We start from the raw sequence: 23,356 nt of genomic DNA on the forward strand, positions 1-23,356 counted from the left end.
ACGCAATAGATTTTGGGGCAAATCTGCTACAAATTTAATCAATTTAGTTTACATGTAATCTAACGCCTTTACTATGGCTATTGAACTCTGGTGCGTACATACTTTGAATGCTGGTAATACCATTACTCATGTTACCCGCATTATTTACCCTTAAATCATATTCAAAAACAAAAACGCCTTTTGGTAAATAATCAAAAAAGAAATTGGTGCTAGCATCTTTGGTGCTTTCATAATAACCCAAACCATCTTGCCATTTGTATTTAGAAATTACGTTTACGGGTTCTAAACCAGAAGCTCTCATATCTTTCATATGAACAAATTCCATTGGTCTATCACTTCTTAGTTCAATTCTTACTCTCACTAAATCGCCAACTTCTAAATGAGTTGTTGGGTTTATTTCTGTAATTTCTTCACCAGTAGCAGTATTCTTTTTTAGGAACAATTTTTTATTGAGTTTTAATGAAGTTTCGGCAGAAGTAATTTTATCTAAGTCTTCAAAATATTGCCAAAATAAACCACCCCAAGCAATACCATTGCCTTTTTTGGTGAGTTTAACTTCGCTCATATTGGAGTTAATTTCAGAAGCATTCCAAGAGGTTTTAAAATAGCCAGTTCCTGCTTCAACGTTAACATCTTCTAATTTTAAAGGATCTATTTTTTTATCGCCTAAAACAACATCAACCATTTCTGTTACACTAATCCAATCACTACCTTGAAGTAGTAAAGCATATACAGCTTCGGTAGTTGCTTTGGTGGTTTTCCAACGGTTTGTTTGTTTGTTTTTAAGTAACCAAATTTTCAGGTTGTCTATAATTTCTAAATTTTTTGTTTCGCTTTGAATGATAGTTCCTGCTTCTGAAAAAGCTTCAATTATTAACGCTTGAGTTTCTATAGGAGCCTGATACCAATACCAAGAGTTGGTGTTTTCTTTCCAGTACATGCCTAATTCTTCATTAGTGATACTGGTTTCTTTTAACGATTTTAAAATTTTCGAAGTTGTTTTTTGGTCATTCATTCTATGTAAAACTAAAACCATAAGTCCTTTGGCATAAAGCGAACGTTTTAACCAATATTTTTGAATTTGCGTTTGGTAATACTTGCTAATTTCTTCAACTTCTTTAGTCTTTTTAATCTCTGGAAAAAAGCTGCGCATATACAAATAATGTAGTTGTGTATAGCTTAAATGGTCTTTATTTAAATCTACATCTTTATTATACTTGGTTAAATCTTTATATTCTTTGATAAATTGAGTGTCTAAATATTTAATAGCTCTTTTAATCATTTGAGATTCTTTGCTGTCATATTTAATAACATTTAGTTTTTGAAGATGCCCAAAACCAGTAATGATGTGTTGGGTAATCCACCTGTTTTCATATCCACCTTTAAACCAAGCCCATGCGCCAGAAGCCATTTGATTATTTTCGAGTTTATTTAAAGCCAATTGTAATTCGTTATTCATTTTGTTTAAATCGAATAATAAAGCAATGCGTTTTTTCTGCTCGGTTTCACTTTGTGCATCGCGTAACCAAGGGGTTTCTTGAATTAAGATAGATTTTAGCTCTTCATTTTTTTCTAAATTAGAAATAAGAGCATTGGTGTTTTTCCACTGATTGAAAACTTCTTGAATTCTTGGGTTAGAATTTACAACATGACTTGCTAATGCATTGGCATAATACCTGCTAAAAGTTTGTTCATTACATTGATACGGATATTCCATTAAATAGGGGAGTGCTTGAATGGCATACCAAGCAGGGTTTGAAGTCATCTCTAAAGTTAACTTATGATGTTTTAATGTTGTTGATGTGTTGTTTTTCAACTTGTCTAAAGTAAATGTTCTAGTTTCATCACTTTTAATCCACATGGGCAAAGTTTCTGTAACCAACATACGATTGCTTAAAACAGGTAAAGCATTTTGTTCCCCATCACTAAAGGCTTCGGTTTTTGCAATTACTTTATATTGAACAGCCTGCACATCATCTGGTATTGATAAACGCCATGATACTTGGGTATTTCCATTGGCATCAACAGTGAATGGTTTGTTGTTTGCCGCATTACCTAATTTTGTGTCAATACTACTTCCAGAAATAGCATTAGTTAAAACTAAAAGCGCTTGTCCAGAAAGTTGTTTATCTGTTAAGTTTGCAATTTTGGTACTTATGGTAATTTGGTCGCCTTCACGTAAAAATCGAGGCGCATTGGGTATTACCATTAATTCTTTTTGAGTTATTGTTGTTAATGTTTTTGTAGCACTTTCTAAAGTTTTAGTGTGAGCTAATAACTGAAGTTTCCATTGGGTTAAAGCCTCTGGTGTTGTAAAACTAAAACTAACATTGCCTTTTTCATCAGTTTTTAAATGCGGAAAGAAGAAGGCTGTTTCTTTTAGGTTTTTTCTAACTTGTACTTGTGTTAAGGCATTCAATCCTTTTTTTGTGGTGATTATTACAACGCCATTAGCGCCTTTAGAGCCGTATATGGCAGTAGCAGAGGCGTCTTTTAAGACTTTCATAGTTTGTATTTCACTTGCAGGTATGTCTAAATCGCCTTCAACAATTTTACCATCAATTATGTACAATGGTTTGTTATTAGATGAGGTGCTGTTAACACCGCGAATTTGAACACTAGAAACCGCTGCAGATAAAGACTCTTTTTTTTGAGTGCCATAACCAACTACCACTACTTCATCTAGATTAGAACTGTCTTCTTCTAATTCTATTGCATTCTCAACAATTTGAACACCACTAACTCTACCGCTCAATGCTTTGGTTACTTCATAACGTCTCTGATTTCCAAAATAAAACCCAAACCAATTTAACTTATCAAAATACTGTTGAGGGTAGCTTAATTGATACCTTTTTTTGTTGTAAACTCTAAAATTTTTATTCCCAAAACTTTGGTTAGCATTACTTCTAACGGTAGAATAATAAAGTGGATTGTTTATAGGATTAAAATTCCATGTGTGGGGTTTAAACTGGTCTAGAGAGGCATCATACATACTTGCTAGTAATTCGGTACTTACTTTATCACCTTTTGATCCTGTGATATTAAAGCTCCAGGTTTCTTCAGTTCCTGGTTGTAAACGGTCTCTAAACGTATTGGTTTCAATGTTTAAATCGGTTTTAGGATAAGGCACCATGATGGCTTGATAACCCGATTGAAAACTATTAAAAGCGGCAAAACTGTAATGTACCATAAAGCCGCCAATGTCATTTTTAGTAACAGGAATACTAATAACTCTTTTGTTTTGGTTTAGTTGAATGATTTCAGTTTGAATAATTTTTTTATTCTTTTCAATAGAAATGGTTACGTTTAAGTTTTTAGCAGCTGAGGCCATGGTTAAATAAGCTGTATCACCTTCATTATATGTTGATTTATTTGTTGTAATACTAAACAGTTGGTTGTCTGCCAAAGTTTTATCGTCATCACTGTAAAGGGTTATTTTTGTTTGGTCTTTAACGGTTTGTCCAAACTTGTCTTTACTTTCTAAAATGACTAAATATTTGCCTGATTTCCATTTTTTAATTTTACCAAGTTTTAATGTTTTAGAGTTTTTGGTATCAAAACCTTTATCAAAAACTAATGTGCCTTTTTTCCAATTTTCAGGGTTGTGTTCATTGATGTAGGCGTCATGCGGAAATAGGTTTTCAAAAGCTTCTTCTGAAAACTCTTGATAATCTGGTGCGTCCCAAGGTCTAGACCTTAAAACGGTATTAGGAGCTTTTAGTTTATAGATTTTTATGGTACCCGTTGCAGGCACAAATTCACCATTTAAGTTTTTGGTATCAATACTAAGACTATGATCTTTTTTTGTTTTATCTAGGGTTTCATTAATAGTTATGTTTGCGGTTAAAGCATGGTAACCCACGTTTACTGTGGTTGTAGTACTTCGGGTTTCACCATTTACATCGGTTACGTCTGCAGTAACTTCATATTTAAAAATGGGTAAGCTAGATTTATCTACACTATTATCAGGGAGAGCTTTAAAGGTTATGTTAAATTCACCGTTATCATTTGTGGTGCTTTCACCATGTGTAATTTCTTGGGGCTCGCTATTAAAATAGGGACTGTACCAATAATACCAACGTGGATATTGCACTTTACGGTGTACTCTGTAAACTACTTTGGCATTAGTTATTTTGCTACCAGAATAAGCTATTGCGTTGCCTTTTATGGTTATAGAATCATTTACTTTGAAGGTTTCTTTTATAGGTTCAAATTTGGTTTCAAATTTAGGACGTTTGTATTCTTCAACAGAGAGATAGTGTTCTGTAAATAAGTCTTCTTCATCTCCATCAAATTCAATATAGTATTGCCCGTTTAATCCATTATTAGGTAGTATAAATTCACCGCTAACAGAGCCAAATTCATTGGTTTTAAATTCTAGTTCTTTAATTTCTTCATCATTTGTATTGTACAATACAGCGTACACAGGTTCATTGGCCAAAACCACGGATTTTCCTTTTTTAGTTTTCATAGCAATGGCTTTAAAGTAAACGGTTTGTCCAGGTCTGTAAATGTTTCTGTCTGTAAAAACAAAGGCTTTGTATTGTGTTTCTTCTTTGTCTGGTTTTTGGTACGTTCCCATCCAGTAATTACCAAAATAAGCGGTTTCGTTACCTTTGTTTACCTTAAGTGTTATGTTGCGATAGTAATTGTTGTCTTTTTCAATTTTTATTTGGCCAAAGTTATTGGTTGTGTAATTTTCGGTTTGTCTATAGTTAGAATTTCTAGTGTTGAAAGTTAGTTCTATACGGGCATTTTGAATAGGAGCACCATTATTTCTATTAATTATTTGAAAGATTTGATGGCCGTTAGTTTCAGTGTCAACTAAGGCTATATTAGTTACTTGAAGCGTAGTATAAGCGTAAGATGTAGGCGTGTTTTCTTTACTAAAAGCAACTACTACATATCTACCATTATTTAGTTTGGGTACTAAAACCTCGGTAGTGTGTGTTTGATAATCAGACTCATTTTTAAGTTTGCTTTCCCATGTTTTAGAGGCTTTTAATTTATTTAAGAACTCCCATTTTTCGTTTTGTTTGTAAATTTTGCTGAATTTCTCAAATTGTCTTTCACTTAATTTATAAGCAATAAGTTTTAACGAATCTAAGTTTTTGTAGCGCACTAAAATTCTAGCATGTTTTTGAATAGGTAAAAATGCTTCTGTGGTAATATTTAAAGATTCCTGTTCAATTTGATGCTTTAAAACTTTACATTTTATAGCACCTGTGCTTTCTGGAAATTGAGTCATTACTTTATTGCAAATAGTAATAGCTTCTTTAGCTTTCCAACGGTATTCTTTATTGGTTTTTAAGTTGTACTTTGTGCTTTGTTGGTAGTAAATTTGGGCAATTTCAAAGTTGTATAATGCTGAAACTTCATGATGCTTCCATGATTTAATTGCAGCTTCTAAAGTTTTGAGAAATAACGCTTCTTTATTTTGAAATGTAGCGTGCTGATGAACAAATTTTAAGCGTTCTATATTAACACTAACTAATGGTTTTGGCGATTCTTTTTTTAAATGAAATTGAATTAAGTCTTGGTAAATTTTTAAAGCATATAGTTGTAACGAAGTAGAGTCTTTTGATTCAATTTTTAATTTTGAAAAGAATGATGCATCACTTAAAAAATGAGGGGCATTAATTTCAAATTTGTAAGCAGGTTTAGTAATGTGAGTTTCATTAGTTTTATAAAATTCTAAGGCGTTATGACATAAAAAATCAAACAGTGTGGGCCTAAATAGTTTTGAGTCTTTTTGAGTATTTAATATAACATCATATTTTTCTAAAGGCTCTAGTTGCAGCATCAATGCATTTTGTAACGAGTTTTGATAATGCACATGTATTTCATTGAACAAGGTTTGTAAATCCCAAGTTCTAAAATCTACTTTGTCTACTTTTTCAGATGTTTTTGTGCGGTTATAAAACTTCCATCTATTTTGGTTAAAGTATTGCCAATACAGGTTTGCAAGTAAGTTTTCTAAAATATTTTTAGCAGGAAATTCATTGTTTTTAATTTCAGTTTTAAAGTCGTTTATAATTTTTAACTGCGCATCTTCTTCTAAAATTAAGGCGAATTTACTTTTAAAAATAAGCGTTTTTATTAGTTGAGGATGGTTGTTATCTTCTTTAGCTTTTACCGAAATATTTTCAACAACTTTTAAAGCAGATTTAGGTAAGCCCTCCATTTCAAAATGTTCTACTTGCTTCCAAAATCTTTCGTAATTATCATTTTGAGCAGATATAAGATTAGAAAATAATACAATCATTAAAAAGAGTAATGCGTTTTTCATTAGATTAGTGTTGTAAAATTTACATCTAAGGTACTTTCAAAAGCTATACCAAAAAACAGTTAATGAGTAAATTGCTTTTATGGTTGAGTGAAGTTACTTATTTTTAAAGAAACTTGTATTGCTTAACTTTAATATATGAATAAATTTCTCTTAATAATGTTAATGCCTTTTGTAGCCTTTAGTCAGCTTAATTTTGAAAAAGTTAAAGAGCTAATTAAAGAAAAACAGTATGATGAAGCAGAACAAATACTTAAAAATTATGTTAATGCTAATACTGATAATTTACAAGCAGTTGAGTTATTAGGAGATGTTTATGGGCATCAAAAAAAATGGGATGAAGCCATTATAGAATATAAAAAGTTAGTAGAGGCACAACCTAAAAATGCAAACTTTCACTATAAATATGGCGGTGTTTTGGGTATGAAAGCTCTATCTGTAAATAAGTTTAAAGCCTTAACAATAATAGATGATGTAAAAGCCGCTTTTTTAAAAGCCGCAGAATTAGATAGTAACCATATAGACACGCGTTGGGCTTTGGTAGAGTTATATATGAAATTACCAGGAATTATAGGAGGTAGTAAAAGTAAGGCGCTACACTATGCAAATGAGTTAGAAGCACTCTCTGAAGTAGATGGCTACCTTTCTAAAGGTTATATTTTTGAAAGTGACAAAGAACCAAAACAAGCAGAGAAGTATTATAAAATGGCTGTAAATAAAGGCGGTTCTTTAGTGTGTTATGATAAGTTAACTAAATTTTATTTAGCACAAAATCTTCCAGAAAAGGCTATTTCTAATCTTAATGAAGCATATAAAAAACACAAAAAAGAAGATTTGTTGTTACAAATAGAAGCAATTAAGGCTAACAATTATTAACATTGAAATAATTAAAATAAATTCTATTTTCTCTTTAAAGAAAAATTTATCAATCAGTATCTTTACAATCTACAAATTTAGTTTATGAACGTACATTTTATAGCTATAGGGGGAGCTGCTATGCACAATTTAGCATTAGCATTACATAATAAAGGATACAAGGTTACTGGTAGCGATGATACTATTTTTGAACCTTCAAAATCTAGATTAGAGGCTAAAGGATTATTGCCTAATACTTTTGGATGGTTTCCAGAAAAAATCACCCAAGATTTAGACGCCGTTGTTTTAGGTATGCACGCCAAAGCCGATAATCCAGAGCTTTTAAAGGCGCAAGAATTAGGTTTAAAAATCTATAGTTATCCAGAGTTTTTGTATGAACAAAGTAAACATAAAACCCGTGTAGTTATTGGTGGAAGTCATGGTAAAACCACTATCACATCTATGATATTACATGTTATGCATTATCATGATAGAGATGTAGATTATATGGTTGGAGCCCAGTTAGAAGGCTTTGATGTGATGGTAAAACTAACCGAAGAAAACGATTTTATTGTTTTAGAAGGTGATGAATATTTAAGCTCTCCTATTGATAGACGTCCAAAATTTCATTTATACAAACCCAACATTGCGCTTTTAAGCGGTATTGCATGGGATCACATTAACGTGTTTCCAACCTACGAAAATTATGTAGAACAGTTTAGCATATTTGTAGATTCTATTGTAAAAGGAGGAAGTATTAACTACAATGAAGAAGATGCTGAGGTTAAGCGTGTAGTTGAAGCAAGCGAAAACACTATTAGAAAAATACCATATTTCACACCAAAATATACAGTTGAAAACGGTGAAACTTTGTTAGAAACTCCAGAAGGACCATTACCAATTGAAATATTTGGAAAGCACAACCTTAATAATTTAGCAGGGGCTAAATGGATTTGCCAACACATGGGCATTCAAGAAGATGAGTTTTATGAAGCTATTGCCACTTTTAAAGGAGCTAGCAAGCGTTTAGAAAAAATCACCGAAAGTAATAATAGTGTAGCATATAAAGATTTTGCGCATTCACCAAGTAAAGTAGAGGCCACTACCAAAGCAGTAAAAGAACAATATCAAAACAGAGCTTTAGTAGCCTGTTTAGAATTGCACACTTATAGCAGTTTAAATGCAGAATTTTTAAAAGAATACAAAGGCGCTTTAGATGCTGCCGATGTTGCTGTGGTGTTTTATTCACCACATGCCGTGGAAATTAAAAAGCTAGAAGAAGTTACACATGAACAAATTTCTAATGCTTTTGAGCGAGACGATTTAATTATTTACACCAACCCAGATGATTTTAAAGACTTTTTGTTTGCACAAGATTTCAATAATAAAGCGCTGTTATTAATGAGTTCTGGTAATTATGGCGGATTAGATTTTGATGAGGTTAAAACGCTGATTAAATAGTTCATATTAGTTGGCTTTCCTTAAAATCTTTTCCATTTTTCTACCTCTAGCTAGTTCGTCAATTAATTTATCTAAATATCTTGCTTTTTTAGTTAACTCATTGTCTATTTCTTCAATTCTGTAACCGCAAATAACCCCTTTTATTAAATGAGCGTTAGGGTTTATAGTGGCTCTAGAAAAAAAGGTTTCAAACGTTACTTTTTCATCAATAAGAGCTTTTATTTCGTTATTGTCAAAACCTGTGAGCCATTCTATTACTTCAAGTAATTCTTCTTTAGTTCTGCCTTTTTTTTCAACTTTTGTTACATAATGAGGATATACAGATGCAAATGTCATGTTTGCAACTCGGGCATTATGTTCTGGGGTAGTTTTCATATTATTTTAAATTTTTATTAAAAAACGCTATAGTACGTTCCCATGCTAAGGTAGCTGCTTTTTTGTCGTATCTAGGTGTACTATTGTTATGGAATCCGTGGTTTACATCCGGATAAAAATGAGCCGTATATTCTACATTATTTTCTTTTAATGCTTTTTCATAAGCTGGCCAACCGGCATTAACGCGTTTGTCTAATTCTGCAAATTGTAATAATAGTGGTGCTTTTATTTTTGCAGCATCTTCAGCCGATGGTTGTCCTCCGTAAAAAGGCACTGCTGCTTTTAAAGTTGGTATTTTAACAGCCATCATATTTGATATCCATCCACCAAAACAAAATCCAACAACACCAATATTACCATTACAATCTTTATGATTTTTTAAAAAGTTATATGCAGCAATAAAATCTTCTAACATTTCATTTCTGTCTCTTTGGCGTTGCATGGTTCTGCCTTTATCATCGTTACCAGGGTAACCACCTAAAGGAGAAAGGGCATCTGGAGCTAAGCTTATAAAACCTTCAATAGCTGTACGTCTGCCCACATCTTCAATATAAGGGTTTAAGCCACGGTTTTCATGCACCACTACAACACCAGGTAATTTAGTAGTAGTGTTGTCTGGTTTAGATAATAAACCTTTTATTGTACCTCCTCCTTTGGGAGATTGGTAAGTAATATATTTTGAATCAATGCGTTCATCATTGGGTTGTACAACAAGATTTTCTAAATAGTTGGGAGTTATAAAACTTAATAAAGAGGTTACTGTAATGCCTCCAATAGCGTAAAGAGATAGTTTTTCAATAAACTGACGGCGGTCTATTTTATTGTGAGCATAATCATCATAGAGGTCAAATACTTCTTGTTTTATATCTTCTTTTTTAAGTGGTTTCATGATTGATGTTTTTTGTAATTCAATGTATATTAAAGTTTTGTGGTTTATAAAGTTAAAAAAAGAAGTTGATTTTCAATAATATATTATACTCCAAACTGTTTTAAGTGATGGTCTAAATGTTTATACTGTGCTTGTCCCCATTGTTCTGTGGTTAGTTTGCCAAAAAGAGGGTGATCTATCCAATCTGTTTTGTTTTTTAAACTGTGAAATTCATTAATTAGGGTTATTAATTGTTCTTTTTCAACTTTAAAATTAGGGTTATCTCTAACAACATATTCTGGAGCTGTAGGTATGCCTTGTTTCCAAGGCTTATCATTATAAAGACTAGATTTAAAAAGTTTAAAAACTAACTTTTTCATAAAACCTAAATTAGCATTGAGTTCTGTTTTACCCATAGCAACCTCAATGGGACCGTGGCAATGTTTTACCATTTTACTGGCATTCATAGAACCCCATTGTGGTTTAGTGGTAACTTTTAGTTTTTTTAGTCGGTTTAAAATTTCTTTATGGGCTTCTGGTTCAAATAATGATTTCATTAGATATAAGAATTTATATTGCACTTGAAATTTACAATAATTATCTTTAGCAAATGATAGAAAAAAGTACGTCCTTTTCAATAAAAAATTGGTCGCAAGATGATCAACCCAGAGAAAAACTTCTCTACAAAGGGAAAGCTGCTTTAAGTGATGCCGAATTAGTAGCCATTTTAATAGGCTCTGGCAATAGAGAAGAAAGCGCAGTAGCTTTGTGTAAGCGTATTTTAGCAAGTGTAGATAATAACTTAAGTGAACTAGGGAAGCTTTCTATAAAACAGTTAATGGCATTTAAAGGAATAGGAGAAGCCAAAGCCATAACCATTGCTGCAGCGTTAGAGTTAGGAAGGCGCCGTAGAGGAGAAGAGGCTTTAGAAAAAAAGAAAATTACCTCTAGTTTATCTGTGTTTGAACTTATGCAACCCATTATTGGAGAGTTACAACATGAAGAATTTTGGATTATTTATTTAAATAACTCTAATAAAGTAATTCAAAAAAATCAATTAAGTAAAGGAGGTATAACAGGTACTTTAGTTGATGTGCGTTTAGTGCTTAAAAGTGCTTTAGAAGTAGGAGCAACTTCATTAGTTTTAGCTCATAATCATCCTTCAGGTACATTAAAACCTAGTGAGGCAGATAAACAAATTACTACCAAGTTAAAAAATGCTGCAGAAAGTTTAGATATAAAAGTGTTAGATCATTTAATTATAACCGAAAAAGCCTATTTTAGTTTTGCAGATGAAGGGGGGGTATAATTTAATTGAGAATAAATGAATTTTGAAAGAACAATTTAAACTGTTTACTGCTACTGAAAACTGCTTGCTGAAAATATGCTTCTAGTTTATACACATAAAATAACCCCCAGAGTTAAATACGTTTTTAAACATATTTGCACTAGAATTTTAGGTATAGAGGTAAGTTTTACTACAGCTATAGAAAAGCTTATTGCTCATGATAGCTTAAAAATGTCTTACACCAAACAGCAATTAGGTAATGAGTTTTTTGTAAGAAGTCATGATATTATGTTTGAACAAGGCTTATCAGATGTTGAAGTTAATGTTCAAGATTGGGGTAGCACTAAATGTTTTTTCTTTATAGGTGAAAAAGGGGCTATTCCGTTTGATATTTTTGCAGCATCTTTTTATCTATTATCTAGATATGAAGAATATTTACCCCATGTAAAAGATGAGTTTGGGCGGTTTACAGCCACAGAAAGTTTAGGGTATAAATATGGCTTTTTACACCAACCAGTAGTTGATATATGGGCATATAAATTTAAAGAAGCATTACAAAATCAATTTCCAGATTTTAAATTTCCCACAAGAACTTATAGTGTAAGACCCATTATAGATGTGCCAAGTGCTTATAATTACAAATTAAAAGGCATTATACGTACTATTGGAGGTACTGTAAAAGATTTGTTTAAATTTAGATTAAGGAGTTTATATCTAAGGTACGCGGTGCTTCTTGGGTTTAAGCATGACCCATATGATACGTTTAAATACATTATAAACCGGCAAAAATTATGTAAGAATAAGTTCTTGTTTTTCTTTTTAATAGGAGACTATTCTACTTATGATAAGGGTATTAATGCCAGTAAAAAAAGTTTTATATCACTCATTAAACACGTTGCAGATTATTGTAATGTGGGTTTAAAAGTGTCTTATTTTGCTATTGATGATGTTACCATTCTTAAAAAAGAAAAAAATAGAATGGAAGATATTTTAAACACACCTTTGCAAGCATCAAGGCAGTCTTTTTCAAGATTAAATTTACCAGAATCTTATAGAAATTTAATCGATTTAGAAATTAAAGAAGATTACACTATGGGGTATGTTAATTATATTGGTTTTAGAGCAGGCTCTTGTACACCTTTTTTGTTTTATGATTTAGATTACGAAGTACAAACACCATTAATGATTTACCCTTATCACCTTTTAGACTATGCATTATTAAACAACAAATCTTTATTAGATAAAAAGAAAGTTTTAAAAGAAATTATAAATGAAGTTAAACAAGTAAATGGCGAATTTGTACCTGTATTTCATAATTACACATTTACAGATATAGACCAATGGAAAGGATACAAAGAATTGTTTAATTTAATTTTAGAATCGGCCAATGAAAGTTAGTGGAATTACAGATGTTTTTTTTGATTTAGACCATACCCTTTGGGATTTTGATAAAAATTCTGCTTTAACTTTTGCTAAAATTTTTAATCTTAATAAAATTGATGTTGAAATTAAAGATTTCCTACAGTATTATGAACCCATTAATTTAAACTATTGGAAACTTTATAGAGAAGAAAAAATTGATAAAGAATCGTTGCGTTTTGGTAGGTTGAATGATGCTTTTTTAGCACTTGGGAAAAAAGTAAACAAAGACATAATCTATAAATTATCAGATGATTATATCACCTATTTAACTACTTACAATTATTTGTTTGAGAATACGTTAGAAGTATTAAATTATTTAACCACAAATTACATACTCCATATAATTACCAATGGTTTTGAAGAGGTTCAGCAAAAAAAACTAATTAGGTCTAATATTAATAAATACTTTAAAACAGTAACAAACTCAGAAATGGTTGGAGTTAAAAAACCAAACCCCAAAATATTTAATTACGCACTCAATAAAGCCGAAACTAAAGTTGAAAATAGTATTATGATAGGAGATAGTTATGAAGCCGACATACTAGGTGCTAAGAATATAGGAATGGATGTTATATTTTTTGATGTAAAAAACACGGTTGCTACCAATGGTATTAAAAAAATTAATAATTTAATTCAACTAAAAAAATATTTATAGTAAAGCAGTATCTTTACTTTTATAGTTTAACCATAATTAATTTATAATGAAAGCTAAGTTTATCTCAATAATTATAACATGTTTTATAATATCATCAGTATATTCTCAAACTAATTTAAATGAATATAAATACGTAATTGTACCTAATAAATTTGACTTTTTAAGAGAAAAAGATCAATACCAAATGAATTCCTTAGCCGAATTTTTATTCAAAAAATATGGTTTTAATCCTATTATAGAAGGAGAGGAGTACCCAGATGATTTAACAAGAAATAGATGTCTTGCATTACGATCTGATGTTTTAAAAGATAAAGGTATGTTTAAAACTAAATTACAAGTTGAGCTTAAAGATTGTAATGACCGTGTTGTTTATACATCTCCAACAGGCGAAAGTAGAGAAAAAGAATATAATAAAGCATATCAAGAAGCATTAAGAAATGCTTTTAAGCCTTTTGAAACAATGAATTATTCATATAAACCTAATGAAAATATAACTACAATAACCACAGGTGGAAATGTATCTCAACAACCAGTAGCAGATAATAAGGTGTCTAAAGAAATTGAAGAATTAAAAGCAGAAATAGAAAACCTTAAAAAAGAGAAAGCAAAAGAAACTATACCCCCAACAACTACAATAACAACAAACCAAAAAATTAATGAAGTTAAGCCACAAGTAAAAGAAGACGTTGCAGCTACAGGTGTTTTATATGCTCAAGCAATTGCTAACGGATTTCAATTAGTTGATAGCTCACCTAAAGTAGTTTATAGAATGAAAAACACCGGGTTAGATAATGTGTTTTTGGTAGAAGGTAAAAGTGCCATTATTTTTAAAAAAGGTAATAATTGGGTAATAGAATATTATTTAGGCAGCCAATTAAAACAAGAAGCACTTAATATAAAGTTTTAACGACTTTTTATGCGTTAGGGATTGAACAGTTTGTTGGAGCTCCTCAACCTAGTTGAGAGCGACTAGTGAAAGCCCGACCCTTGTGGTAACGCCCTAATAATTTAGTAATTGTACTTGTCTTTCCAACGTTGTTTTAAAAAATCTCTATGAGCTTTTTCTCTAGCGTTATTACCGGGTTCATAAAACGTGGTATTTTTAATCTCGTCTGGTAAAAATTCTTGGTTAGCAAAATTGTTTTCATAGTTGTGTGCATATTTATAATTATCGCCATAACCAAGTTCTTTCATTAGTTTGGTAGGTGCGTTTCTAATATCTAGAGGCACACTTAAATCTCCAGTTTCTCGCACTTTTTGTTGGGCTAAATTAATGGCAGCATACGCCGCATTACTTTTTGGTGAACAAGCCAAATAAGTGGCACATTGGCTAAGTATAATTCTAGATTCGGGGTATCCAATGGTTGATACTGCCTGAAACGTGTTGTTGGCAATTACCAAAGCTGTTGGGTTAGCATTACCAATATCTTCGCTGGCAGCAATTAATAACCTACGGGCTATAAATTTTAGGTCTTCACCACCTTCAATCATACGCGCTAACCAATATACCGCACCATTAGGGTCGCTACCGCGAATAGATTTTATAAATGCCGAAATAATATCATAATGTTGCTCTCCAGTTTTATCATATCTAACCGTATTATTTTGCACTTTTTCTAGCACCATCTCATCGGTAATAACTACGTCATTTTCTTGAGAATTAACAATAAGCTCAAAAATATTGAGTAATTTTCTACCATCTCCACCAGAAAGTTTTAAAAGCGCATTGGTTTCTTTTAAAGTTATATTTTTTTTAGATAGAAACTCATCTTTTTCTATAGCACGCTGTAAAAGCGTTTCTAAATCGGTTTTATCAAAAGCATTTAAAATATACACTTGGCAACGCGATAAAAGTGCAGAAATAACCTCAAAACTAGGATTCTCTGTAGTAGCACCAATTAAAGTAACCCAACCCTTTTCAACGGCTTGTAATAAAGAATCTTGTTGAGATTTACTAAACCTATGAATTTCATCAATAAACAAAATGGGGTTTTTAGTTGTAAATAGTCCGCCGCTTTGTTTAGCCTTTTCAATAACATCTCTAACATCTTTTACACCAGAATTTATGGCACTTAATGTATAAAAAGGTCTGCCAGATTCTGTAGCAATAATGTTGGCTAAGGTTGTTTTTCCAGTTCCGGGTGGTCCCCATAAAATCATAGAAGGAATTAAACCTTGTTTTATACTTTGTGTTAACGCTCCGTTTGCCCCAACTAAATGCGTTTGGCTAACGTAGTCCTCTAAAGTTTTTGGTCTTAATCGTTCTGCTAAAGGCTCATTCATAACCGTAAATTTAGTTTATTTTTTGGTTTTGGGCGTGCCCTTTTTTGCGCTTTTCAAAAGTCTAAGCACAAAAAAGGTCGGGCTTTCCGCGTTACACGGTAACTTGCTACAATCCCTCACGCACTTACCTGCCAATTTATCACCAATACCAATTTTGGATTGTTATTTGTTATCTTTAGTTCTATGAAACATCAACATTTCAAATTTACAACAGGCGTTATTGTGTATCCGATTTTTTTTGTACTAATAATTTGGTCTGTGCTTTCTTTTGAGGTGCGTTTCAATGTAAATTTTAAAGAATACGGTATTTACCCTTTAACTTTTAAAGGGCTAAGAGGTGTTTTTCTTAGTCCGTTTATTCACGGTAGTATAGAACATTTATATCATAATACAGTACCGTTATTTGTGCTAACTATGGCACTCTTTTATTTTTACCGCCATATAGCTTGGAAAGTCTTTGTTTTAGGAATAATTGTTTCAGGATTTTTAACTTGGTGTATTGGTAGACCTTCTTACCACATTGGTGCTAGCGGATTAATATATGTATTAGTTAGTTTTACCTTTTTTAAAGGAGTATTTGCTAAACATTATAGGCTTATAGCTTTATCTCTATTAGTTGTATTTCTTTATGGTAGTATGATTTGGTATGTAGTTCCTATTGAAGAAAATATTTCTTGGGAAGGACATTTATCGGGTTTAATAACAGGTTTTCTTTTTGCCTTATTCTTTAAAAAGAAAATCGCTAAACCCAAAAAATTTGATTGGGAAGAAGAACATTATAATGAAGACGACGACCCATTTTTAAAACATTTTGATGAAGATGGTAACTTTATAGAAAATATAGATGAAGACGAAGAAAAAGGAAACCCAATTATAAACTATACTTATAAAGAAAAAGACAACTAGTTTACAATAGTTAAACTACAGCCTTTGTCTTACAACTTCATATAAAAAGGCACCACAAGCTACAGAAACATTTAAAGATTCAATATCACCAAGCAGAGGAAGTTTAGCTTTATCATCAACAACTTTTAGTGTAGAAGGGTTAATGCCTCTATCTTCAGACCCCATAATAATGGCACAAGGTTCTTTAAATGATACATCGTATAGTGTATTGTCTGTTTTCTCAGTAGCAGCAATAACTTTTATTCCAGAGGCTTGCATATAAAACACAGCATCTTTTATATGATCTACTTTACAAATTGGAATTTTAAATACTGCTCCGGCACTAGTTTTAATTGTATCTCCATTTACGGGTGCGCCACCTTTTTTCTGAATAATAATGCCATCAACACCAGTACATTCTGCGGTTCTAATAATAGCACCAAAATTTCTAACATCACTCAATTGGTCAAGTAATAAAAATAAAGGCGTTTTTCCAGATTCTACCACATTTATAACCAATTCTTCAATATCATAAAACGCTATTGGCGATATTTGAGCAACAGCTCCTTGATGATTCTTTTTAGTTAAGCGGTTAAGTTTTTCAACAGGTACATACGAAGTATTAATACTTTGTTTTCTTAAAAGCGTTTCTAATTCGGTAAATAACTCACCTCTTAAACCTTTTTGAAGAAAAACCTTGTCTATAGTTTCACCTGCATTAACAGCTTCTATGACAGCTCTAATACCAAATATTTGTGTTTGATTTTGCATGGGGTAAAGGTATAAAAAAAGCTGCCTTAATTAAGGCAGCTTTTTTAAATTATTAAAAGCTAATTATTAAGGTATATCCTCAACTTTAGAAGTGCTTTTATATCCTTCTATTGTATATACAGTACCTGGATCATTTGAAAACTCAACTTCAAAATAAATTGAATCTGTTGTTGTTCCTGTTCCAGGAGCTGTAGTGCCATTCTTTATGATTTTACCATTTGTAATGTCTAATACAGGAATTATAGTGTTTCCTGCACTGTTTACATAAGAATATTGACTAACTAAACCACTTCCAGCAAAAGTTAATGATTCAGGATCAGCAGGACACTTTACTTTAGTTGGCCATAATTCATGATCATCAATCCATATTTCATTTGTATTAGTAGAAGTATTGTAAATATCGAGAAGGTAATAACCTAACTCATAGACGTCTTCTCCATTGTATAGCAATTTAACATACCATCCACCCATCATATCTTGAACTAATAATCCACTATCATCAGCTACAGACTCTTCTTGTTCACAACCTACAAATGATGTAGAAAAGGCCAATGCTAAAATCAAAAAGCTGATTTTTTTTAATATTATGTTATATTTCATATTTTCTATTTTTTTAACAATGTTTAAAATAATAACTTTTTGATAACTATATTTGGGTTAAAGTAATGTCCCAAACATAGCCAACATCCCATGAAACCGAAAAAGTAATGGTTTTAGCTGCAGGGTCTACTGAAAAAGAGGTCATGCTTAAAGCACCTTCAAAAGCTCCCACTTCAACTACATCGGTATAAGTAAAATCATTTGCTGCGATATCATTTGCAGTCACTGTCATGCCTGTTGCAGCATAATCAGGGCCATACCCATATTCATGCTCATACCATCCACCAATAGCGTCTGATATTCCATAAACACCGTTACCTAAGTCTTTAATAAAAATAGGACCTATGTCTTCAGTTGAATATCCTGGTGTTCTAGTCATAGAGCAAGTGTAAGTCCCTGCGATACTAGTTACAAAATCTCCAGTACATGGAGGCCAAAGCACTTCTCTAAATGCAGTAGCAGGAATATCATCTTCGTTAAAGGCTGAGTAAGAAACACTGTATACATCTGGACCATCTATGGTACTACTTCCATAATAAGTTCCACTTATATCGGTAAATAATTCTATTTCTTGTCCGCCAGCAGAAGCTTCAGCACCCGGATCTGTATAAGAAGTTGCGTCACAATCAAGTTCTATAGATGTGTCGCCTGTAAGTGTAATTAAAGGTAAATAAGTTACACTAGACGAATCATTGGCTCCAGTTGCTTCCACACTTGGATCACAACTGGTCAAAGTCAATCCTAAGATTGAAAATGTATATATTAATAATTTAAAATTTTTCATAATCATTTTTTTTATTAGTTATCCCAAAATATGTTATCAGTAATTGATCTTTGTGCTGGTGCATTTGGGTTTAAACTTCTTTCTGTTTCAGGATAAAGCCATGAAGAAGGAAATTCTCCAGCAGATAATACTGATAATGGAGGTGTTTGCCAGATGCCATCTGTAAATATTCTGTTACCAGGTCTATCAAAACGGCGAGCTTCAATCCAACCTTCGTCTTCTTGTGTGCCATTTAATGATATCCATTTTTGAACACCTATTGTATTTAATCTGTCATCTAATGGGTCTGAGCTAGAATAGCCTAGTGAAGTGATATAAGATGTTCCATCTAATCCCATATAAGTAAAGTTTAAACCAACAGCATTTTCAAAAGCTGTAGTTTCGTCATCACTAGTTCCATATCTTGCTGCTGCCTCTGCTCTTAAGAACCAAACTTCCCAAGGACTCATTAAAAGTACAGAGTTAGCTTCTCCGTAAGCATATGTAGAAGATAAACTGTATTCGCTAGCATCAGCAGTAAAAGGCTCATCATCAATAGTTCCTTGATCAATACCACGTAAATTACCTTCAAAATCTCCAGAAGTAGCTAAGGTATAAAAGACTTCATCTCTTGGGTCATTTAAGTCTTGTAATACATTTAAAGTAGCGTTACTTGCAAAATAGAACATACCTACACCATATTCAGCTCTAGCATACATAGGGTTTTGATCTCCAGAAGCGCCAGAATAAGGAATTGCAGGGATATCATCAATTGTTTCTATAAAAGAACCACTAGAAATTAATGATTGGATAGCTGACGACTGAGAACTAACTTCAGAAGTTCTCATTAATACACGTAATTTTAATGAATTTGCAAACTTAATCCAATTAGTAATATTTCCTTCATAAATAAAGTCATCATCTCCAACATCTTCACTACTTGCTAAGTCTAATTCAGCTAACGCTTCATCTAGCATGGTAACTAAAGCAGGATATATAACAGTTTCTGCAGAATCATAACTAGGAGATAAGATAGAACCATCTTCTATAGCACCAGAAAGAGCTTCTGTGAAAGGAATATCACCAAAATGATCTACTAAGCCTTGAAAAATGTAAGCTTTTAATACTTTAGAAATTCCTTTATACGCTGATGAACTACTATATTTATCAATATAATCTAAATCTGCAAGAGAATTAGCATAGGCACGTTGCCAATAACCATTATGGTCAGTTGCAGTTTGAACAAAACGTTCTGCATTACCTATAGAAACACCAATACCCCAAGTGTAATACTGGCTCCATAAAAAAGAATCGCTATAGTTTAAATCGGTATCAACAATATAACCCAAAAAGCCAATTGATGAGCTCAATACTTGCGCATCACCTGCTGAAGGGAAAGTGTTAGGGTCTATATTAACTTCTTCTAAGCTATCAGAACATGAAAAGCCAAGAGTTAAAAATAGAATAAAAATTATTTTAAAATTATTTTTCATAATATATTTTTTTAGAATGACAATTGTAAATTAAGTCCTAAACTTCTAGATGAAGGTGTTTGGGTAGTCTCAATACCTTGTGCATTACCTGTTAGAGCAGGACCGTTTACTTCAGGATCTGCGTATTTGTTGTCACTAGGTAACCAATACCAAAGGTTTTGGCCAAAAAGCGCTAATCTAGCACTAGAAATAAAAACTTTTTCTAAGAATTTGCTAGGTACAGTATAACTTAATTCTACCTCTCTTAATTTTACATAACTTGCATCGACTAACATTGTAGAAACAGGAGGATCATAGTCTGTAAAATAATTTTGTTCAGTGATTTGAATCGTATTCTCTGAATATGTTCCATCACCATTGTCTATTACAGAATTAGGAAAGATGAAAGGTTGTCTGTCGTATATGGTTGTATTAACATTAGTACCATTAAAATTAGTGTTGTATTTGGTTTGTGATGCAAATAAACCACCTTCTTTCATATCAAACAATACTTTCAAACCAAACCCTTTGTAGTTAGCATTAGCTCCAAAACTTAATAAATAATCTGGTTGGTAAGAACCTAAATAAACATCATCATCAGGGTAAACAGGGTAACCAGTGTTAGCATCAACAATAACTTGACCATCATCATTGTATTTGAAATCATTACCTTTAAAAGTACCATAAGGTAAGCCTTCTTTAGCAACAAGAGAAATTGTTGTTGATCCGCCAAATCCAAAGCTTCCTACAGTTAATTCATCTTGTTCATCCGTGATTTTAACAACTTTATTATCATTAGTAGAATAAGTTCCGAACAATTCAAGATCTAGACCTTCAACTACACCGCTTAGAGGTTTTAAGGTTAAAGTAACTTCATGACCTTTATTTTCCATTCTACCAATGTTACTAACGGTGTTAGTGTAACCTGTAGATCTTGGTAAGTTAATGGTAACAATTTGATCATCATGAATTGAGTGATAGTAAGTATAGGCAACGTTTACTTTATCATTAAAGAAACCAAGATCTGCACCTACTTCATAAGTTGTAGTTAATTCTGGTTTAAGTCCTGGGTTTCCAATAGTATTACCAATAGTAAAACCAGGCACACCATCTTTAGGGAAGAATAATGCGTAATCACCTAAATCTACAATAGATGGGTTACCAACAAAATAAGAATTTAATAAGTAAATACTAGCATCTTTACCTGATGTACCGTAACTACCTCTTATTTTACCATAGTTTAATATATCATTTTTAATATTAAAAAGGTCTGTAAAGACTACAGAAGTACCAACGGCTCCATATAAGAAAGAATTATTTTCTGCAGGTAAAGTTGAAGACCAGTCATTTCTAGCAGATAGCTCTAGGAATGCTGCATTCTTATAACCTAAAGTTGCATTACCTAAAACACCATATATTCTATACTTACTTCTATACATACTTGAAGTAGGCGTTTGAACACTATTTGATAAGTTATAAACTCCATCAACAACTAAACCTCCTACAGTACTACCTGTTAAAGATTTGAACTCTCTTTGGAAGAAATTAAACCCTCCTGAAGCAGTTAATTTGAAATCTTCACTAAGCTCCTTGTTATAGTTTGCTAAAACAGTTGCATCTAAATTTAATGTTCTACTATCATAATTAGTATAATCACCTAATGAACTATGTTTTGAAGTACGTTGTGTAATTCCTAAGTCATCAGTCCAAACTAGTTGAGTAGCTGGAGTGAAAGCTGGAGTCCATACATCTGTTTGTGTGTTTACAAGGTTACCACCAAAACGACCAGTTACAGATAAACCATTTAAGAAGTCATAGGTTAAAGAAGCATTTGCAAGAAAGTTGTCAATATTAGCTTCATTACCGTATTCATTTAAAATGTAATAAGGGTTAACAGAAGAATATGATCCCCAATAACCGTCTATGTCATGAAAAGGACTTGTATAATCTCTAAGTTCGGTAAACGGTATATTAACAGGAGATTGGACAGCCATTGCATAGGCATTGTTCCCTTCAAAAGCACGAGAACCTTCTTGAGCTGTGTTTTGTCTTACATTAGCATAACTTACTTTAAAGTCTGACTTTAATCTATCACTTAATTTTGCAGAAGAATTAAAGGTTAAGTTGTTTCTTTTATAATAAGTGTTGTCTAGAATACCTGTTTGGTCAGTATTACCAAAAGAAACAAAATAAGTATAATCTTCTTTTGATCCTGATATGCTAATATTGTGATTATTAGTATAACCTGTATTAAAGAAATCTTTAAGTTGATTTTTGACGGCACTGTAAGGTCTTGTTAAAGCCTCTAAAGAGCCATCACCATCTGAATCAATAGGACTTGTCCAAGGTCTAACTACTCCGTCAAAAGCAGGTCCCCAAGACCAGTTTTCACCAGAGTCTAAATGAGCGTTATCATAACCTTGTCCAAATTTATTTTGACGTTGTAAGAGTACAATAGCATTTTGCATTGATGTAGAGCCGGTATAGTTAACTTTCATTTTACCAGACTTACCAGTTTTTGTAGTGATTAAAACAACACCAGAAGCACCACGAGATCCATAAAGCGATGTAGCTGAAGGACCTTTAAGAATTGTAATAGATTCTATATCTTCAGGATTGAGGTCATTAAACCTGTTTCCAAAATCTGAGTATCCAGTTGTAGAAACACCCTCACCACCTCGTGTAGCTGAATTGTCTATAGCAACTCCATCTACAACAATTAAGGCATTGTTATTACCAGTTAGAGAACCTTCCCCTCTTAATACTATCCTAGTAGAAGCTCCTACAGAACCAGAACCAGTTGATAGTTTTACTCCGGCAGTTTTACCTCTTAAAGCCTCTAAAGCATTTTTGCTAGGAGTAGTGAGTAAGTCCTCAGATTTTAATGTTTGATTTGCATAAACTACCTCTCTAGCATTTCTTGCTGAACTTCCTAATGCGGTAATCACAACTTCTTCAAGAGATGTTGCGTCCTCTTTCATAGTAACATTAATTGTGCTGGAAGAGCCAACAGTGACTTCGCTAGTTGTATATCCAACAAAACTAAATACAAGAACGTCTCCTGCACTTGCTTTTATTGAATATTTACCATCAAAATCAGATGATGTACCAGAGGTGGTACCTTTTACTAAAACAGTAGCTCCAGGTAACGGTAATCCAGAATCATCTGAAATTGTACCTGAAATTGTCTTTTCTTGTGCAAATGATATATGCACAACAAACGCTAGTATTAGCGTTAGAATTCCACTAAACTTTGTTTTCATTTTATAATTATTTGAATTAGTCAACGTCAAAAATCATAATAAAAAGTTAATAAAACAATAAATAATGGTTAAAATTTGATTTTTGTGTAAAAAAATCAACAAAATGAAT

General features: G+C 32.3%; 17 protein-coding genes. 7 read left to right on the forward strand and 10 right to left on the reverse strand.

The genetic code is table 11. The features are described from left to right. Positions 1–43: 43 nt before the first annotated feature. Positions 44–6,289, reverse strand: coding sequence for an MG2 domain-containing protein (locus J1D01_RS09390; RefSeq protein WP_421150645.1), 6,246 nt, complete (start codon positions 6,287–6,289; stop codon positions 44–46). 135 nt (positions 6,290–6,424) lie between these two features. Between J1D01_RS09390 and J1D01_RS09395 the strand changes: the two genes are divergently transcribed. Next, positions 6,425–7,162 (forward strand): tetratricopeptide repeat protein, encoded by a 738-nt coding sequence (locus J1D01_RS09395; RefSeq protein ID WP_372935020.1) that lies wholly within the window; start codon positions 6,425–6,427, stop codon positions 7,160–7,162. A gap of 84 nt (positions 7,163–7,246) precedes the next feature. Next, positions 7,247–8,602: a UDP-N-acetylmuramate--L-alanine ligase gene (locus J1D01_RS09400; RefSeq protein ID WP_421150646.1), complete on the forward strand. Its 1,356-nt coding sequence runs from the start codon at positions 7,247–7,249 to the stop codon at positions 8,600–8,602. Between the two features lie 6 nt (positions 8,603–8,608). Here the strand turns inward: J1D01_RS09400 and J1D01_RS09405 are convergent, their stop codons facing one another. The 3 genes from J1D01_RS09405 to J1D01_RS09415 all read right to left on the reverse strand — a co-directional run bounded on the left by J1D01_RS09405 (position 8,609) and on the right by J1D01_RS09415 (position 10,402). After that, positions 8,609–8,977, reverse strand: coding sequence for a DUF2200 domain-containing protein (locus J1D01_RS09405; protein WP_076698064.1), 369 nt, complete (start codon positions 8,975–8,977; stop codon positions 8,609–8,611). A 1-nt stretch (position 8,978) separates the two neighbouring features. Then, on the reverse strand, positions 8,979–9,866 hold the full coding sequence (locus J1D01_RS09410) for a dienelactone hydrolase family protein (RefSeq protein WP_421150647.1): 888 nt from the start codon (positions 9,864–9,866) through the stop codon (positions 8,979–8,981). Between the two features lie 83 nt (positions 9,867–9,949). Continuing rightward, a complete protein-coding gene (locus J1D01_RS09415) occupies positions 9,950–10,402 on the reverse strand; it encodes a DUF1569 domain-containing protein (RefSeq protein ID WP_372935014.1) in 453 nt (150 codons plus the stop codon). Positions 10,403–10,455: 53 nt separating this feature from the next. Here J1D01_RS09415 and radC point away from each other — a divergent pair, with 53 nt between their 5' ends. From radC to J1D01_RS09435, 4 genes are all read left to right on the forward strand, one after another. Beyond that, the gene (radC, locus tag J1D01_RS09420) at positions 10,456–11,154 is read left to right on the forward strand and encodes a RadC family protein (RefSeq protein ID WP_421150648.1); all 699 of its coding nucleotides are present in this window, start codon (positions 10,456–10,458) and stop codon (positions 11,152–11,154) included. A 75-nt stretch (positions 11,155–11,229) separates the two neighbouring features. Further along, positions 11,230–12,531, forward strand: a complete 1,302-nt coding sequence (locus J1D01_RS09425; RefSeq protein WP_372935010.1) for a polysaccharide deacetylase family protein — start codon at positions 11,230–11,232, stop codon at positions 12,529–12,531. Then, the gene (locus tag J1D01_RS09430; protein WP_372935008.1) at positions 12,521–13,210 is read left to right on the forward strand and encodes a YjjG family noncanonical pyrimidine nucleotidase; all 690 of its coding nucleotides are present in this window, start codon (positions 12,521–12,523) and stop codon (positions 13,208–13,210) included. The genes J1D01_RS09425 and J1D01_RS09430 overlap by 11 nt, the downstream gene beginning before the upstream one ends. Positions 13,211–13,256: 46 nt before the next feature. Further along, positions 13,257–14,117: a hypothetical protein gene (locus J1D01_RS09435; protein ID WP_372935006.1), complete on the forward strand. Its 861-nt coding sequence runs from the start codon at positions 13,257–13,259 to the stop codon at positions 14,115–14,117. 101 nt (positions 14,118–14,218) lie between these two features. Here the strand turns inward: J1D01_RS09435 and J1D01_RS09440 are convergent, their stop codons facing one another. Then, on the reverse strand, positions 14,219–15,493 hold the full coding sequence (locus J1D01_RS09440) for a replication-associated recombination protein A (protein WP_421150649.1): 1,275 nt from the start codon (positions 15,491–15,493) through the stop codon (positions 14,219–14,221). A 183-nt stretch (positions 15,494–15,676) separates the two neighbouring features. Between J1D01_RS09440 and J1D01_RS09445 the strand changes: the two genes are divergently transcribed. Next, the gene (locus J1D01_RS09445) at positions 15,677–16,399 is read left to right on the forward strand and encodes a rhomboid family intramembrane serine protease (protein ID WP_421150650.1); all 723 of its coding nucleotides are present in this window, start codon (positions 15,677–15,679) and stop codon (positions 16,397–16,399) included. Between the two features lie 15 nt (positions 16,400–16,414). Here J1D01_RS09445 and rlmB read toward each other — a convergent pair whose 3' ends face one another. From rlmB to J1D01_RS09470, 5 genes are all read right to left on the reverse strand, one after another. Next, complete coding sequence (gene rlmB, locus J1D01_RS09450) at positions 16,415–17,149, reverse strand: 23S rRNA (guanosine(2251)-2'-O)-methyltransferase RlmB (protein WP_421150651.1); 735 nt, start codon at positions 17,147–17,149, stop codon at positions 16,415–16,417. A gap of 66 nt (positions 17,150–17,215) precedes the next feature. After that, positions 17,216–17,713, reverse strand: a complete 498-nt coding sequence (locus J1D01_RS09455) for a lipid-binding protein (RefSeq protein ID WP_421150652.1) — start codon at positions 17,711–17,713, stop codon at positions 17,216–17,218. Between the two features lie 82 nt (positions 17,714–17,795). Further along, positions 17,796–18,533 (reverse strand): BT_2262 family domain-containing protein, encoded by a 738-nt coding sequence (locus J1D01_RS09460; protein ID WP_421150653.1) that lies wholly within the window; start codon positions 18,531–18,533, stop codon positions 17,796–17,798. Between the two features lie 14 nt (positions 18,534–18,547). Next, positions 18,548–20,005: a SusD/RagB family nutrient-binding outer membrane lipoprotein gene (locus tag J1D01_RS09465; RefSeq protein WP_421150654.1), complete on the reverse strand. Its 1,458-nt coding sequence runs from the start codon at positions 20,003–20,005 to the stop codon at positions 18,548–18,550. 11 nt (positions 20,006–20,016) lie between these two features. Further along, positions 20,017–23,247 (reverse strand): SusC/RagA family TonB-linked outer membrane protein, encoded by a 3,231-nt coding sequence (locus tag J1D01_RS09470; protein ID WP_421150655.1) that lies wholly within the window; start codon positions 23,245–23,247, stop codon positions 20,017–20,019. Positions 23,248–23,356: the final 109 nt, after the last annotated feature.

Origin of the sequence: Seonamhaeicola sp. NFXS20 (assembly GCF_049132085.1) — a bacterium.
Lineage (GTDB): Bacteria > Bacteroidota > Bacteroidia > Flavobacteriales > Flavobacteriaceae > Seonamhaeicola.